Genomic DNA, 14,611 nt, shown 5'->3' with positions numbered 1-14,611 from the left:
AACAGATGCCGCGATCGCGGCGTCGTGGAGGCCATGTTCAACAGTCCGGAGGAGCACGACAAACGATATAAAGACGCCTTTGGTTTGAGAAAAATTCAAACCTCGTGTCGTAACGAGACCCGAACCTAATAAATTCGCACAGCCACTACCATAAGAGCATGTGAGGAGCTCTGTGCTTATCGCCTGCCTGGAGCCCGCCGATGCTGGAGTGGCGGGCATCCAGTCGTCTTTCTCAAGCCTCTTTCAGAGCTGCAGGATCAATTGGTAAGGAGCGCAGTCGTTTGCCAGTAGCGGCATAAATTGCATTCACCACAGCCGGCGCGATGGTTACCGTCGACACTTCTCCCAAACCACCGGGAGACTCATCACTTTCAACTCGCCATGTTTCGATTTGGGGCGTTTCATTGATGCGCAAGACACGGTAAGTGTCGAAGTTACCTTGCTCGACCTTTCCATCCTTAAACGTGATGTTGCCAAATAGCACAGCGCTCAAGCCGAAAATCGTCCCGCCCTGAACCTGCGCAACAACGCTATCAGGGTTGATTGCAATGCCACAATCCACCACAGTTGAGATCTTGTGCACGCGTACCTCACCACCGGGACTGACGCTGACTTCCGCTACCTGGGCGGCATAAGTACTGAAGCATGAGGTCAAGGCGAGACCACGGCCATGTCCAGGGGGGACAGGCGTATCCCACCCAGACTTTTCCCTCAGCATCTGCAGCACCTTGACTGCCCGAGGATGATGCTGAAGAAGCGGATAGCGATACTCAAACGGGTCAGAGCCACTGAGCTGTATCAATTCATCAAGCAGTCCCTCGACCATGAATGCGTTTTGAGTGTGCCCAACCCCGCGCCAAAACGCTGGCGTAATTCCCTTCGGAGGCTCGTGGCGAACGTAGTGCACGCTGAGCGCGGGGAATGCGTACGGGCCGCTGGCATCACGAACGGCATCGCGGTCAATACCATCGGTAAAAGCAGCCGGCAACCAGCGCGCAAGGATCGAGCCGCCAGTCACTTTGTGCGTCCAGGCAATTGGTTTTCCCTTGTCGTCCAAGCCTGCACTGAGGTGGTTGTAGTGGAACGGTCGTAGCGTGCTATGTCGCGTGTCTTCCTCACGAGACCAAATGACTTTCAAGGGATAATCAACCTGGCGAGCGAGCTTCACTGCATCCTCGACGAAATCGACCTCCAGTCGTCTGCCGAAACCTCCGCCAATAAGGTGGTTATGCACCTGTACAGACTCTTCCGGCAGCCCGGTGATTTTCGCGGCTACGGCCTTCGCCCTCGCCGGTACCTGTATGCCCAACCACAGGTCACAGCCATCCTTGCGAACGTGCACCGTACAGTTGACAGGCTCCAGGCACGCGTGGGCAAGAAACGGTACCTGATAGACCGCCTCGATTTTTTTGGCCGATTTGGCAAGCGCCTCTTTGGCATTGCCTTCGTTCTTCACTTCAAGTCCAGGTTCCATTGACGCTGCCATGATGTTCTTGAGCATCGACTCGCTCGAGACGTTGGCATTTTCGCCGCCATTCCATTTGACCTGAAGCATCGCCAAGGCCTTACGCGCAGCACCCATATGGTCGGCAACCACTGCCACTGAATTATCGGTGCGCAAAACCTGGCGAACTCCCTTCACCGCCATCGCTGGTGCAGGGTCAACAGAGTCCAGCGTTCCTCCTACGATGGGACACAGCATCACCGCTGCCACCTTCACACCTTCCGGGCGAGCATCGATGCCGAAGACAGCTTTCCCGTTGACCTTGTCAGGCGTGTCAGTACGCTTAGCGGGTGTCCCAATCAGCTTGAACTCCCGCGGATCCTTTAACGCGACAGTCTCTGGCATTGGCAGCCGCGCCGCTGCATCTGCCAACTCTCCATATCCGGCGCGCTTCCCGCTCTCTAGATGCGAGACGACGCCCTTATCAGCCTTGCAACTGCTGGCTGGAACGCCCCATTGATTCGCCGCAGCGGTGATTAGGAGAGTCCGGGCGGTCGCCCCCGCTTCGCGGAGCGGCTTCCAGTTTGCAGGTACCGACGTGGAACCGCCCGTTACCTGGAACCCCAACATCGGGTTGGCGTAGCGCTTATCGTCAGCGGGCGCATGCTCTATCACGACCTGATCGAGACCGACCTCGAGCTCTTCAGCAATCAGCGCCGGCATGGAGGTGTAGGTACCCTGCCCCATTTCGACCGGTTGAATGGTCAGGAAAACTCGCCCCTCGCGATCAACTCGGATATAGGCATTAGGAGAGAATTCTGCGCCCTGCGCGAACGCGCCCCTCATCGAAATTGGCAGCGAGAAACTGATCAACAAGCCACCGCCGAGGGCAGCGCCTGCCATGATGAAGCTGCGCCGGCTAAGCCCAACAGATTCCTGTGAAGGGTCTTGTGGCGATAAGGAGGCGGGCGTGTTCATGAGCGCTGCTCCGTTGTGTTCTGTCCAGATTGACCAGACGCAACCTTGATCGCTTCACGAATTCGCACGTAGGTGCCACAGCGGCAAATATTCCCCGCCATCGCACCATCAATGGTCTGGTCGTCCGGCTTTGGGTTGCTGGTCAGCAATGCAGTGGCAGACATGATCTGCCCTGACTGGCAGTACCCACATTGAACCACTTCTTGAGCCAGCCAGGCCGCCTGTACGCGCTTCCCGACCTCGGTCGCACCTACCCCCTCAATTGTGGTGATCTGTGCTGATACCAAGGCGCTGACAGGCATCATGCATGAGCGTATGGCTGTGCCGTTCATATGGACGGTGCAGGCCCCACAGAGCGCCATCCCACACCCGAACTTGGTACCTGTCATTCCAAGAACATCGCGCAACACCCACAACAGCGGCGTGTCGGGGTCGACGTCCACTTCATGAGCGATACCATTGATGTTGAGAGTTTGGCTCATGCGACCTCCTGACCCATTCAGTAGTGAACCATCTGTGCGGGAGGGCGACCGAGATAACATCCTTTAAGTCGCACCAAAGCCTCCGGGCAATTCTCCCCTCCCAAGCGTAGAGAGTTTGCTCTTCAGAATTGGCGCGTTTTACTGCATAGCCCTTGAAGGAAAACTGAAAACTGACGAAGTGGACAAGGCGTCCGGCACCAAAGGTAACTGGTCGGTTAGTTCCCTATGGCATCGCTTCGACGCAAATGATCAATGAGTAGGCGTAGTCGCTTGGAGATGCTTCTCCGGTCAGGGAAGTACAACATATAGGGTGAAGCTGGCAGGCTCCAGTCGGCTAATACACGTGCCAACTTCCCTTCTTGCAGTAGCGCGTCCAAATGACCGTCAGCCATGTAGGCAATGCCAAAACCGTCCACCGCAGCCTGTGTCAAGGCAATGGGATTACTGTAAATCAAGCGGCTTTTGACCCTTACTTGAATGGTTTCCTGGCCATTGTCGAATGCCCAACGCTCTAGGGCGCCGCTTTCAGATTGGCGATAGCCAATGCATTCATGACGATGCAGGTCATCCGGGTGATCTGGCGCAGGTCGACGAGATAGGTAAGCTGGTGACGCAAAGGCACCCATCCTCAGGGAGGAACCGACGCTCACGGCGACAAGATCCCGTTCGACTTGGGTGTGCAAACCAAAGCCAGCGTCAAAGCCCTCCAGAACCAAATCGATCCTGGATTCATGCAAAATGACCTCAACCTCAATGGCAGGATACTGCTCAAGAAAGCTGCCAAGTGCAGGTCGCAGGATGGTCATGTAAGCCGATGTTGTCGCGACCAAACGCAGTTCTCCGGAAGGCACGCTGGCGCTGTCTGCAATATCTTGTGACGCTTTTACTAGCTCCTCCACCAAGGGCTCGATCTGCTTGAGAAAGCGTCCCCCCGCCTCGGTCAATCTGACACTACGGGTCGTGCGTTTGAACAACACCACCCCAAGCCTGTGCTCGAGGCCTCTCACCACCTGGCTGACAGCCGACGGCGATACACCCAATTGGTGTGAAGCCGAAGTGAAACTCCGCTGCCGCGCTACCTGTACAAAGGTCACCAGACCATCAAGTTGATCTTGGCGCATAACCGCTCTCCGAACGCCTTGCTGTCGACTGCAGCTCAACTTAGGAACCAAGAAGGCTTTTGATTGCAAAGATCCGTCTTGAGCACCTGCCCGACAAGCGAAGAAAATGGACGACTGACCTTAGAAATACTCAACCCATTGACTTCACAGATGAGGTGGCTTCGGCGCGCCCAATAAGATAAAGGCCGCCCAGAGGCGGCCTTTACTCAGGCAACGGTATGCCTGTTGAGGTAGAAGGACGTCGACGTGCTCTGACGCCCCCAAGTAACACTGAGTGGGCCGAGCTGGCCGCGCACTTACCGTGGTGAAGTCATCACCACAACGCCACGGTGTAGGTCAGAATCAGGCGGTTCTCGTCGATGTCGCTGGTGAAATTACTTCGCATACTGGCGTTCTTCCAGCGTATACCAAGGTTCTTCAGGGGGCCGCTCTGAATCACATAGCCCAACTCGCTGTCTCGCTCCCATTCCTTACCTGCCCCACTCCTGCCCCGCACCACGACGTCATCGCCCGAGATGTAGCGCGTCATGAACGTCAACCCTGGGATGCCCAGGGCTGCGAAGTTGTAGTCATAGCGGGCCTGCCACGACTTCTCGTCCTGATTGCCAAAGTCGTTGATCTGTACTAGGTTGACCAGATACGCGTCAGTACCGTTGATATTGGCGAAGCCGGTGTCACCATCCATTCGCTGGTATCCAAGACCGAATGCATGGCCTCCCAGGCTGTAGGTGAACATCGCCTGCAGTGCTCGGTTATCGACGTTGCTTTCGCCATCGTCGACACTGCGTGCAAAGCGTACATCCGACTTCAATGCCTGACCTTTCGTTACGTTCCACACGTGGTTTAGGGTCAGGTAATGCTGCTTGTAGATGTCCTCCAGCCCACCGTAGTAGTAGCTGGTGCTCAGGTCGGGTGACCACTTGTAGGTGGCACCACCGAAGTTAAACTTCTCGCTGTCCAGATACCGTCCGAGTCGAATGTTGCGTGACACCCCGTTGTAGACAGCCATCGGCTCGTAATCAGAAGAGTTGCGCAGGTTTACTCGGTCAAGCTTCCCCAGATCCACAGACAGATTGTCGATTTCCGTGCTGTTCAACCAGCCGCCCCGAAATGTCTGTGGCAACAGTCGACTGTCATTGGAGAATGCCACCGGCAATTTCGGGATCAATGTACCGACCTTCAAGGTGTTGTCGGACACCTTAATTTTTCCTGTCACGCCTACTTCACCGTACTCGTCCTGTGCCCGGTGCGGCGCCTCCCGGTCAGATTTGAGTAGCCCAGTGCCCGTGCGATCAGGGCTGGAGTCTAGCTTGATGCCCAACAAGCCTATGGCATCGACACCGACTCCTACCAGCCCTCGCGTGTACCCCGACTCATAGCGCAAGATCAGGCCTTGTGCCCATTCTTCAGCCTTGTTTTGCGCTGCGCCTACTTGCCTAAAGTCGCGGTTGAAGTAGTAGTTCCGGGTTTCCAGGCTGGCCTTGCTGTCACCGATAAAGTCTGCGCTGGCGCTGAACGGAGCCCCCGCTACCATGCTGCAGATTAGGAGTGACCAGGCGTGTGGAGCAGGATGACGAGTTTTAAAAACCGGGAGGTGCGGGCACGAGGATTCGTTGATCTGGTCGATCGAATGGGACAATTTCATGAGGAGCTCTCTTATTCTTGTTGTGTCCGGAGCGATTACCGGATCGCATTGTGCGGAGCTGATCGTAGAAACCGGCCAAACCCAGTGACAATCGATTAAAAGGGTCGTCACGGCTGAGTTTTTATCAATGCGACCCTACGGCGAACGCCTACTGAGGGTCGCCACCGGTATCAGAGCGCGAAATCCAAAGCCCTCAGGCTGGCGTTACCCCCTATTGCTGTGACGCAATACAGGTACTAGAAGCAGGTCATTTCCAGCGTCTTCGTTCAGTCAGGAGTGTGGCGGGCCGCATGAGTAACCTGGATCGCCAACAGCAGGCCTGCCGAGAGAATCACCAGGCCGACCATCTGCCAAAGCGTCGGAATTTCCTTGGTGAGAGGGATGCCAATCAAAATGGCTATCGCTGGAGCAAATGCTGGAAACAACGAGGCTCGCGCAGCGCCTAAGTATTCGACCGTCCGAGAGAACGTGAACAACGCCACAACACCCGACAAGACACCTAGTACGAACGCTTGCTGGATCAGCATTGAGGTATCGACCCGCATCAGGTTGAAAAGCCCATGTGTGGCTAGATAAAACGGCGAGTAGATCAACCCCGAAAGCACCGAAAGAACTGCTGTAGCAGCCATGGGGGCAATCCTCCAACGCAGTTGAAGCACGGTAAATAACGCCCACATGCTGCCCGCCGTTGCGAACAGCAAATCCCCCTTCCACGCGTCTGAGCTGCCATCTAACAATGCGGGCCCTGCGGTCACGGCAAGACCTGTGATGATGATCGCCACCCCCGCTAGACGTCGCTTCGAAGTTCGCTCGCGGGTGATGATCACCGACAAGGCGATCCCCATCAGCGTCAACGTCCCAAGCTGGATCACTGCACTATGCGCAAGCGGCGCATAATTAAATCCAGACGCTCCGACCAGCACAAACGGCGGGCCTGCAAGTAGCGCAAGGACTGAGCCCTTAACCCAGCCAATGCCGGCAAGCTGCAAGGGCTGATGGCGACAAATCCATGGCAACATGATGATGCCTGCCGTCGAATAGCGGAGAAAGGATAGGTCTTCAGCTGTCAGGCCAGCCGATATGCCTTGCCGCGTTACGGCCAGGTAGCCGCCCCAAATCACGGCAGCGATCATCCCGAAAGCAAGCCCATAGCGCTCACGCCTGGCCTGCGATGAGTGCGCCACCACGTCAGCTTTCATGTTCCCCTCAATGACGCTGAGCGCCGGGAAGTTGTCTTGCACTGGTGCTTCCCTCACGGGCCGACGGGCGCCGGGGGATCCCAGTGGGTCTCAATCGGATTTCGGGAAATCTGTCGACACTGACACATGCCGCCAGCGGGCCAGAATGTCTGCAACTGCAGCATTTTTGGTTTCAATTGCAGAAACAGTATCGCTGCCCAAGGGCAAGCGAACTGGAGGATTGGGGGCGTCAGAGAATTCCACAATCACCTGTGCGAGGCGATCTGGATCACCCGGTTGTATGTGGTTCATATTAGCGGCGCGGTTGCGAACAGCCCCGACAGTACTGGCGTAGTCTTCGATGTGCGCACGGCTCATTGCGAGCGATATCGAGTCGAGGAAGTCAGTTCTGAAATATCCAGGCTCGATCACGGTTGCATGGATACCCAACGGAGCCAGCTCTTGGTACAGCGCTTCCGTCAGCCCTTCCACTGCAAACTTCGAGGCGCAGTAGACACCGAAACCGGCTCCACCTCGATACCCTCCAACCGACGAAATGTTCAGAATGCGCCCGGAGCGCTGAGCGCGCATGTAAGGCAACACTGCCTGGGTGACCCAAAGTACGCCGAACACATTGGTTCGAAAAAGCCGTTCCACCTCATCCGTTGTTGCCTCCTCCACGGCACCGACCAGCCCAAACCCGGCGTTGTTCAACAGGACATCAATGCGACCAAACCTGTGAACAGCATGCTCTGCCGCCGCTCGTGCCTGAGCTTCGTCCGTGACATCTAGCGGGAGTGACAGCAAATTCGGGCGAATGCCCAGCCGTTTGATCAAGGCAGCCGTGTTACGCGCGGTGGCAACGACATTCTCGCCCTTCTCAAGTGCGAGCTCAGCGACCCTGGCTCCAAAGCCGCGGGATGCACCGGTGATAAACCAAGTTTTCATCGTCTTCCCCTTGAAGGCGTTTTCTCATGCCGATTGGAAAGCTCGAAGCCTTGGGCTATGGGGTTGGTTGAACCCGACGCCACAATTCATTGAATGCCACGGAATCAAAGAAGGCGGTCGACTTCACAATTTTTCCCTCGCGCATGTCGAGGAACCAGGCATAGGTGTTGGAGTAAGGTTTCCCGTCTTTGGCAGTACCGTTTGCATCAAAGAGGACGATCACTGTCCCTTTGTCTTCGTAGATCCGGGTAATTTTTGGTTTGAGCCGTTCGCCCATCCGCGCATTGAAGGGGCGAATGACTTCGCTCATGAATGCTTCCCGATTTTTGTAAGTTTTCGACGCGAGGGAGTTGCCAGTGATCGTCCAGGTAGCATCATCCGCAAGCAAGTCATAGGGCCCACCAGTGCCAGCAGCCCATGCATTGAAGGCTTGTTGAATCAGGGCCGTATTGTTTGACTTGTCCAGCCCGGACTGCTGCGCCTGCACCACGTTGATCGAGTTCACGAACAACAGACCAACCACAGCCCAGGGAACAACCAGGAGCTCCTTTCGAAAGGAACACGTCATGGATTTCATCTCTCAGTCCTCGTCGTGTCATTCTGGTAAATACACTCAGACGCTGCCTAGCACGTTGCTCGTCAGCGTCCGGTATCATCGCCTCACTTGTACGTCAGGACGGCCCTGCCCACGAAGTCAGAATCTCGCAGTCGATCCAGACAGTCGTTTACATCTTCGAACTTCACGATGTTGATTTGGTGTTTGATCTGGCCCTTCTTGGCAAGCTCTATCACCTCGCTGAGATCAACGTAGTTACCCCAGAATGAGCCGTAGTAGGTGTACTCGCGTGCCACGAGCGGAAACAGCGGAATGTCGATGCGATTGCCAACTAGCCCCACTGAACAATACGCCCCGCTGGTAGCGAGCATGCCGGTGCCAAGGCGAATACTTTCCTCTGCCCCAGAGCAGTCGATGACGGCATTGAACTCGCCCCGCCCAGTCTCCCGTATCAGATCTTTACGAACCTGATCCAGGCTCTTCCCTCTGACGTTGATGATCACATCGGCGCCAAACTCCTTGGCGATTGCCAATTTCTCATCGCTGCGTGCCAAGGCCACCACAACGGAGCCACCAGACAGCAGTTTTGCGTACTGAACCGCGTACATTCCAAGGCCGCCGAGGCCGTTGACCGCAAGGATGCTGTTGGGGCCCAACACCCCAGCCTGCTGTAGTTTCTTGATGCCACGGTACGGCGTCAGACCGGCATCGGTCAGCGGCGCCAACTCCTCTGGCTTTAGGTTGTTCTCACTGCCCAGTCGGATCAGCCACTGGTAGGGCACCGGAACATATTCGCCATAACCGCCATAAAGACCGAAGCCTGGCCAGCGTCCATTACCGCAGATCTGGTGGTTACCTACACGGCACTGGTCGCATTCTCCGCAGCCCCAGCCACCGACCACCACGACCTGATCACCTTTAGCAAGGCCGGAAGCTGCAGGCACACCAGTACCTACGGCTGCAATGGAGCCCGCAATTTCATGACCTGGAGTTGCTGGGAAAGGAAGATTCAGCGCTGTGAAGTAGCCATCGACCAATTGAAAGTCTGTTCTACACATCCCTGCTGCTTCGACACGAACAAGTACTTCTGTTGGAAGGATATCCGGTACGTCAACTTCCTCGATGACAAGCGGTTGTTTGTAGCCGTGCATTCGGGCTGCACGCATTTTCATAACCAATCTCCACCGTCTGTAGGCAAGCGGGTGCACATGGTGGTGGGGTGATAGGCGACAGAACAAGGTAGCCTCATGGACTCCCTGTACCCACTGCAAATGCACGTGAGCTTGAAGGTCTAGCACAGTACATTTTGTCCGGCCAAACGAGCGAAGCGTGATCTGAATCACTAGATAACACGTGAAAATAGTTGAAATTATTAATAAAAACGCCTTCGCGCAGTTAATTGGCGCGTTTTCAAACATGGGGCTTGAAGGAAAACTTCACAATGGCCATGTTGAGGTCGCTGCGTTTCCCTTCCCAAGGGTGTCACCTTGAAGCCGCGCATGAAAGCCAGCATCAGATTTGCTCAAGCGAAGCGCTGTTTATATCACTTGCCAAGGCTTTTCAGACTCAACAGTATTTTCAGAACTTTGAGGGCAAAGCAAACGCTCCCCTCCTGATTGAATAGCTGATCGGTTCCATTTAGACGAGGAAGAGCGGATGCAGTTGAACAACCCTTTTTTGCAAGGCCTGGGTGTCGAATTGGTTACCTGGGTTGATGGGGAAGCCGAATTTCACATGCCCATTCAGGCCCAACACCTTAACCGGCAAGGCATGCTGCACGGTGGACTGGTCGCTACATTGCTGGATGCAGCTTGTGGTTATGCCGGCCTTCACGCATCGGAGCATGAGGAGGAAATTCATGGCGTGACGGTCATGCTGAACATTTCCTACTTGAGTGCAGCTCGTGAAGGTACCGTGATTGCCAAAGGGAAAGTGACGCGGAGCGGCCGCAGCCTCTACTTCGTCCAGGGCACGCTTACATCTAACCAAGGAGAACTGCTGGCGACTGCCCAAGGGACATTCAAGCGTCGATGAGCCGGCTCAGTAACCGAGAGAACGAACGCTCAGCACGGGTGGATTTTGCAAGATCGTGTGACACAGCTGTACTAGCCGACGCCTCCATAATCGGCTTTACTGATGCGATACAACCAAGGCCTCGGAGAGTGACCAGTATGTCTTACTCTACCTCAGCTGATCTGCAGCTTCCGGATGGCATTGATCTGAGACGGGCCGAACTGGCGGCCTTAATCAAGAAATTCGCCACAGGCTTTGGCATTCACCAGACCGCGATCAAGGATCTGCACCTGATCCGCAGTGATCACCCTACTCAAGACCTCCACCAAGTACACAAGCCTGCACTATGCGTAGTCATCGATGGGCGCAAAGAGGTGCGGTTGGCCAACGAAACCTACATTTACGACCCGCTCAACTATTTGGTGGTATCGGTGACCCTGCCTATCGTAGGCAAGGTTATCGAGGCCAGCGCTGAGCAGCCTTATCTCTGCATACGTCTGGATATCGATACGGCTCAGCTTTGCCGCTTGATCGCAGATGTAAGCCCAATCGGAGTGCCCGTTCCGCGCCATGGCGAGCGAGGGCTATTTCTTGAGCGTACTGATGTATCGCTATTGGACGCTGTTCTGCGGTTACTACGTCTGTTAGAAACGCCAGATGACATTGCAGCCCTCGCCCCTTTTGCAGTGCAGGAAATTTACTATCGACTTTTGCGGGGGCAGCAAGGGCAACGCTTACACGAAATAGCCATTCCCGACTCTCAGACCCATCGTGTCAATCGCGCAATCGAATGGCTCAACAACCACTACGCAGAGCCCTTAAGCATCGAGAACCTGGCACAGTTGATCAATCTTAGTACCTCAGCCTTGCATCACCGTTTCAAAGCGGTGACAGCTATGAGCCCACTGCAGTACCAGAAGCAATTGCGACTCCAGGAGGCACGGCGCCTTTTGCTCGCTGAACAGAGTGATGTCTCATCGATCGGCTATAAAATGGGCTATGAAAGCCTTTCGCAGTTCAGCCGCGAGTATAGTCGTCTATTCGGCGCTTCACCGAGCAAGGACATGGCCCGATTAAAGGCGCAAGCGGGATAGATCCGCTTTGCATATAAACATTACTAGGCTATTCGAGAGCAGCTATCGATTAACTTCGGTGCCTACTTGGCCGTAGCCCATCCGATGACGTATCTGCGAGAGATAAACCAGACGATGACGAACTAAACGCCCCGGGCCTAGATCCTCATTATCGAACAGCAGCTTACTAACGCAACAACGATTCCCTATCGCACCGGCGCCAACCTGGGAATAGCTATTAATGCCAAGGGTTCTGAAGCGTGCGCGCAGAGGGCCAGTCAAATTTCCATTGTCCCTAATCAGAGCGACAAGATTTAGCTATACCTCTTTCGCTTACTTACGAAGAATTTAGTTGCTGGTCAGGATCCACTTGGCAATGCTGATACGATCCGCCTCGCTCAGCTGAGCCTGGGGTGGCATTGGAACCTGCCCCCACGCACCTGCCCCCCCATTTTTTATGCTCTCGCTGAGCTGAACCGCGGTCTTACTCCCATCACGATAACGATCAGCGATTTCCTTCCACGCTGGCCCCACGGTGCGGGTCGTTGCCTGGTGACATGCAGTGCAAGCGTTAGTTTGCAGGAGATTGGGTACATCCTGTGCATGTACGCCCTGCCCTGCAAACGAAAGGAAAACCGCAATCCCGGATGTGATTTTTTTCATGGCCCTTGCTCCAGTGCAGAACTGACTAGCTGATATTAGTTGCGAACTAAAGTGTCGGATTATTTTTTTGTAACCATGAGTGAAAAGCAATGATTATAAATAATTAATGGTTTATGCCAAGCAGAAATAATGTTGGCTTATTGATAACCACTCGCAACTCTGTTGCAACCAATGATTTTGAATAAGCAGTCGCGGGACTTTCAGTCATGATACTGGAACCTGTTTGATCTTTTCTCAACTCAGTCGCGAGAATAAGTGCGTTGTCTCCGCCCTGGTGTCCTGCCTAGGATCGGAACTGGACAGGGCCATGGGCGCGATGTACAGAGTCGCACGTAATTCCGGCCCCGTGCTTTGGCTATTTCTGGGGCATTCCCGACATCGCATAAGGACAACAATAATGAGCGAACAAATTGGCTTCATCGGACTTGGTGCAATGGGTCAAAAAATGGCCATGCATCTAATCGTCAACGGTTTCGATCTCAACGTTTACGATCCCAATCCCAACGCCGTGGTACCCTTGGTCGAGTGCGGTGCACGCAGCCATGCTTCTCCAAAAGAAGTTGCCGATGCAGCTCAAATTGTCTTGGCTTGCGTCCCTACTCCAGAAGTCGTAGACCAGGTGATTCTCGGCGTGGATGGGGTGATTGAAGGCAAAGCGGTGAAGATCGTCGTAGATCATTCCACCACAGGGCCGAGCATGGCCCGGCACATACACCAAGTCTTGGCGACTAAAGACATTATTGCTCTTGATGCACCGCTTGCTGGCGGCGTCATTGGAGCCAAAGCTGGCACCTTGTCGGTAATGGTCGGGGGCGATAAGTCAGCCTACTTGCAATGCCTGCCAGTATTCGGTGCATTCGGTCGAAAGATTGAGCACATTGGCGATCGGCCAGGTCTCGGGCAGACCTTGAAGCTAGTCAATAACATGATCGTCGCCTCCACACTCGTCGGGACTTCTGAAGCATTGCTATTCGGTATCAACTCCGGTTTAGACCCTAAGCAGATGCTCGACATCCTCAACGCAAGTACGGCTCGTAGCTTCACTAGCGAAGCTTTGATCGCGAACTCAGTGTTGAGTCGAGAATTCGACTTCGGATTCCGCTTGGACTTGATGCACAAGGACATTCGCCTGTTTCTCGCTGAGGCTGAAAAAAACGGTTCGCCTGCCTTCACCTCCGCTGTGGTCAAACAGTTCTATGATCAAGCCATGAGCCAGGGCGATAAGGCACGCGACATGAGCCACGTTGTGGAGGTGCTAGAGGGGTTGGCGGGAGTAAAAATTCAGGGCTAAATGTCGAGACACATTAAAATTCGCTTCATAAGGAAGGAGTGTGGTTAGCTGGCGATGACTTACGATAATATCGTAAGTCATCGCCTTTCCTTGCTGCAACACTGTACAGCCACCTTCTACCAGTAACCACTGAGTTATTATGCGTGGCAATTTAAAAAATAAACCCTTAAAAATGTTTTTAGCTGCAACAAAAAAACCCTACAAATTAAACTTGTAGGGTTTTTATATTTAAACTTAATTTCAATACATTTTTTGTTATGCCTGACGTCGGCCCAGGGTGCGATCCGAACCACCTTCAGCAACCTTGAAGCCTGGGGTGCGATCCGAGCCACCTTCGGCAACTGTCTGTGGTTCGAAAGCTTGCGTGTGGATGTGAACCTCTTGGTTGCTCGGTACTGCGAAGGCTGTGGCGCTCAGAGCAAAGATGGCGGCGGCGATCAGCTGGCTGATAGATTTCATGGTTTTGACTCCGGTCTTGATCAAGGATTTAGGGCCGGGTCGTTCAGATCAGCATCATCTGGTGAACCCGTTGCAGGTGTGTTTCTGCATGAGTTCAGAGTACGTTTGGGGTCTTTACCGGGGTTAGTCGAGTACTGCTCTCGATTTGCCTGATTCTGTTTGTGCGTACTTTACTCCGATTGATGCCTACATCATCGGATTTGACCATCACACGCTATCGACAGTTGGTTGGAAACGGCAAATTGATGCCGTGTCTAAATACCTGAACCATGACCAAGCGATGAGACGGCTGTTAGGGGGCTCCGATCAAGTCAACACAGGTCTGCTGAGATTGGCTTCTGCTCAACCAACCTCCACGAGCCTTGCCCATGAGTCAGATGAGCTTTTCCAATTTCGAGTACGCCAGTACGTAAGCCCTCCCCCCGGGGCGTTTCCTTGCCAGGATGGAGCAGGTCGTGCCATGAAGCGGGTTGGTCACGTATCGAGTCGCAGTTTCCAAATGCCTGTGGCGGTCGTAAGCCTCATCCATTGGTTAACGATGCTGCGCATTCTCTTGCTGCAGAAAAGGTTTGCACTGAGCGCTCCAGCGATGGAAGAGGCGTTGGACGAGATCACCTCGATGTGCCACCTGCGCGGCTGACGTTCAGCGCCAGATTCCTAAGGATTCTCCGATCAAGTCACCACAGGCCGTCTGACCTGTGCTGAAATAGCCCTCCGTCCAACTACCCTCTACAAGCCCTCCATCCCATGAGTCAGATGA

General features: G+C 54.3%; 13 protein-coding genes and 1 pseudogene. 4 read left to right on the top strand and 10 right to left on the bottom strand.

The genetic code is table 11. The features are described from left to right. Positions 1-232 precede the first annotated feature (232 nt). The 8 genes from ABFA30_RS21890 to ABFA30_RS21855 all read right to left on the bottom strand — a co-directional run bounded on the left by ABFA30_RS21890 (position 233) and on the right by ABFA30_RS21855 (position 9,524). Positions 233-2,422, bottom strand: coding sequence for a molybdopterin cofactor-binding domain-containing protein (locus tag ABFA30_RS21890; RefSeq protein WP_410045921.1), 2,190 nt, complete (start codon positions 2,420-2,422; stop codon positions 233-235). Next, on the bottom strand, positions 2,419-2,904 hold the full coding sequence (locus ABFA30_RS21885; protein WP_410045920.1) for a (2Fe-2S)-binding protein: 486 nt from the start codon (positions 2,902-2,904) through the stop codon (positions 2,419-2,421). The genes ABFA30_RS21890 and ABFA30_RS21885 overlap by 4 nt, the downstream gene beginning before the upstream one ends. Before the next feature lie 215 nt (positions 2,905-3,119). Further along, on the bottom strand, positions 3,120-4,025 hold the full coding sequence (locus ABFA30_RS21880) for a LysR substrate-binding domain-containing protein (RefSeq protein WP_410045919.1): 906 nt from the start codon (positions 4,023-4,025) through the stop codon (positions 3,120-3,122). A gap of 313 nt (positions 4,026-4,338) precedes the next feature. Beyond that, the gene (locus ABFA30_RS21875) at positions 4,339-5,559 is read right to left on the bottom strand and encodes an OprD family porin (RefSeq protein ID WP_283725578.1); all 1,221 of its coding nucleotides are present in this window, start codon (positions 5,557-5,559) and stop codon (positions 4,339-4,341) included. A gap of 377 nt (positions 5,560-5,936) precedes the next feature. After that, positions 5,937-6,869 (bottom strand): DMT family transporter, encoded by a 933-nt coding sequence (locus ABFA30_RS21870; RefSeq protein ID WP_283725564.1) that lies wholly within the window; start codon positions 6,867-6,869, stop codon positions 5,937-5,939. Between the two features lie 90 nt (positions 6,870-6,959). Beyond that, positions 6,960-7,796, bottom strand: a complete 837-nt coding sequence (locus tag ABFA30_RS21865) for an oxidoreductase (protein ID WP_283725565.1) — start codon at positions 7,794-7,796, stop codon at positions 6,960-6,962. Between the two features lie 55 nt (positions 7,797-7,851). Then, positions 7,852-8,373 (bottom strand): nuclear transport factor 2 family protein, encoded by a 522-nt coding sequence (locus tag ABFA30_RS21860; RefSeq protein WP_283725566.1) that lies wholly within the window; start codon positions 8,371-8,373, stop codon positions 7,852-7,854. Positions 8,374-8,456: 83 nt separating this feature from the next. After that, positions 8,457-9,524, bottom strand: coding sequence for an NAD(P)-dependent alcohol dehydrogenase (locus ABFA30_RS21855; RefSeq protein WP_283725567.1), 1,068 nt, complete (start codon positions 9,522-9,524; stop codon positions 8,457-8,459). Positions 9,525-10,008: 484 nt separating this feature from the next. Here ABFA30_RS21855 and ABFA30_RS21850 point away from each other — a divergent pair, with 484 nt between their 5' ends. Continuing rightward, a complete protein-coding gene (locus ABFA30_RS21850; protein ID WP_410045918.1) occupies positions 10,009-10,386 on the top strand; it encodes a PaaI family thioesterase in 378 nt (125 codons plus the stop codon). Between the two features lie 137 nt (positions 10,387-10,523). Continuing rightward, on the top strand, positions 10,524-11,459 hold the full coding sequence (locus tag ABFA30_RS21845) for an AraC family transcriptional regulator (protein WP_283725569.1): 936 nt from the start codon (positions 10,524-10,526) through the stop codon (positions 11,457-11,459). 327 nt (positions 11,460-11,786) lie between these two features. Here ABFA30_RS21845 and ABFA30_RS21840 read toward each other — a convergent pair whose 3' ends face one another. Beyond that, positions 11,787-12,101, bottom strand: coding sequence for a c-type cytochrome (locus tag ABFA30_RS21840; protein ID WP_410045917.1), 315 nt, complete (start codon positions 12,099-12,101; stop codon positions 11,787-11,789). Positions 12,102-12,498: 397 nt separating this feature from the next. Between ABFA30_RS21840 and ABFA30_RS21835 the strand changes: the two genes are divergently transcribed. Next, positions 12,499-13,392 (top strand): NAD(P)-dependent oxidoreductase, encoded by an 894-nt coding sequence (locus ABFA30_RS21835; protein WP_410045916.1) that lies wholly within the window; start codon positions 12,499-12,501, stop codon positions 13,390-13,392. A 255-nt stretch (positions 13,393-13,647) separates the two neighbouring features. Here ABFA30_RS21835 and ABFA30_RS21830 read toward each other — a convergent pair whose 3' ends face one another. After that, the gene (locus tag ABFA30_RS21830; RefSeq protein ID WP_410045915.1) at positions 13,648-13,851 is read right to left on the bottom strand and encodes a hypothetical protein; all 204 of its coding nucleotides are present in this window, start codon (positions 13,849-13,851) and stop codon (positions 13,648-13,650) included. A gap of 368 nt (positions 13,852-14,219) precedes the next feature. Here ABFA30_RS21830 and ABFA30_RS21825 point away from each other — a divergent pair. Continuing rightward, positions 14,220-14,473, top strand: a pseudogene (locus tag ABFA30_RS21825) (transposase); the annotation flags it as partial. Positions 14,474-14,611: the final 138 nt, after the last annotated feature.

Origin of the sequence: Pseudomonas sp. HLMP (genome assembly GCF_046365545.1) — a bacterium.
GTDB lineage: Bacteria > Pseudomonadota > Gammaproteobacteria > Pseudomonadales > Pseudomonadaceae > Aquipseudomonas > Aquipseudomonas guariconensis_B.
This window is presented reverse-complemented; position numbering and strand designations above follow the sequence as displayed.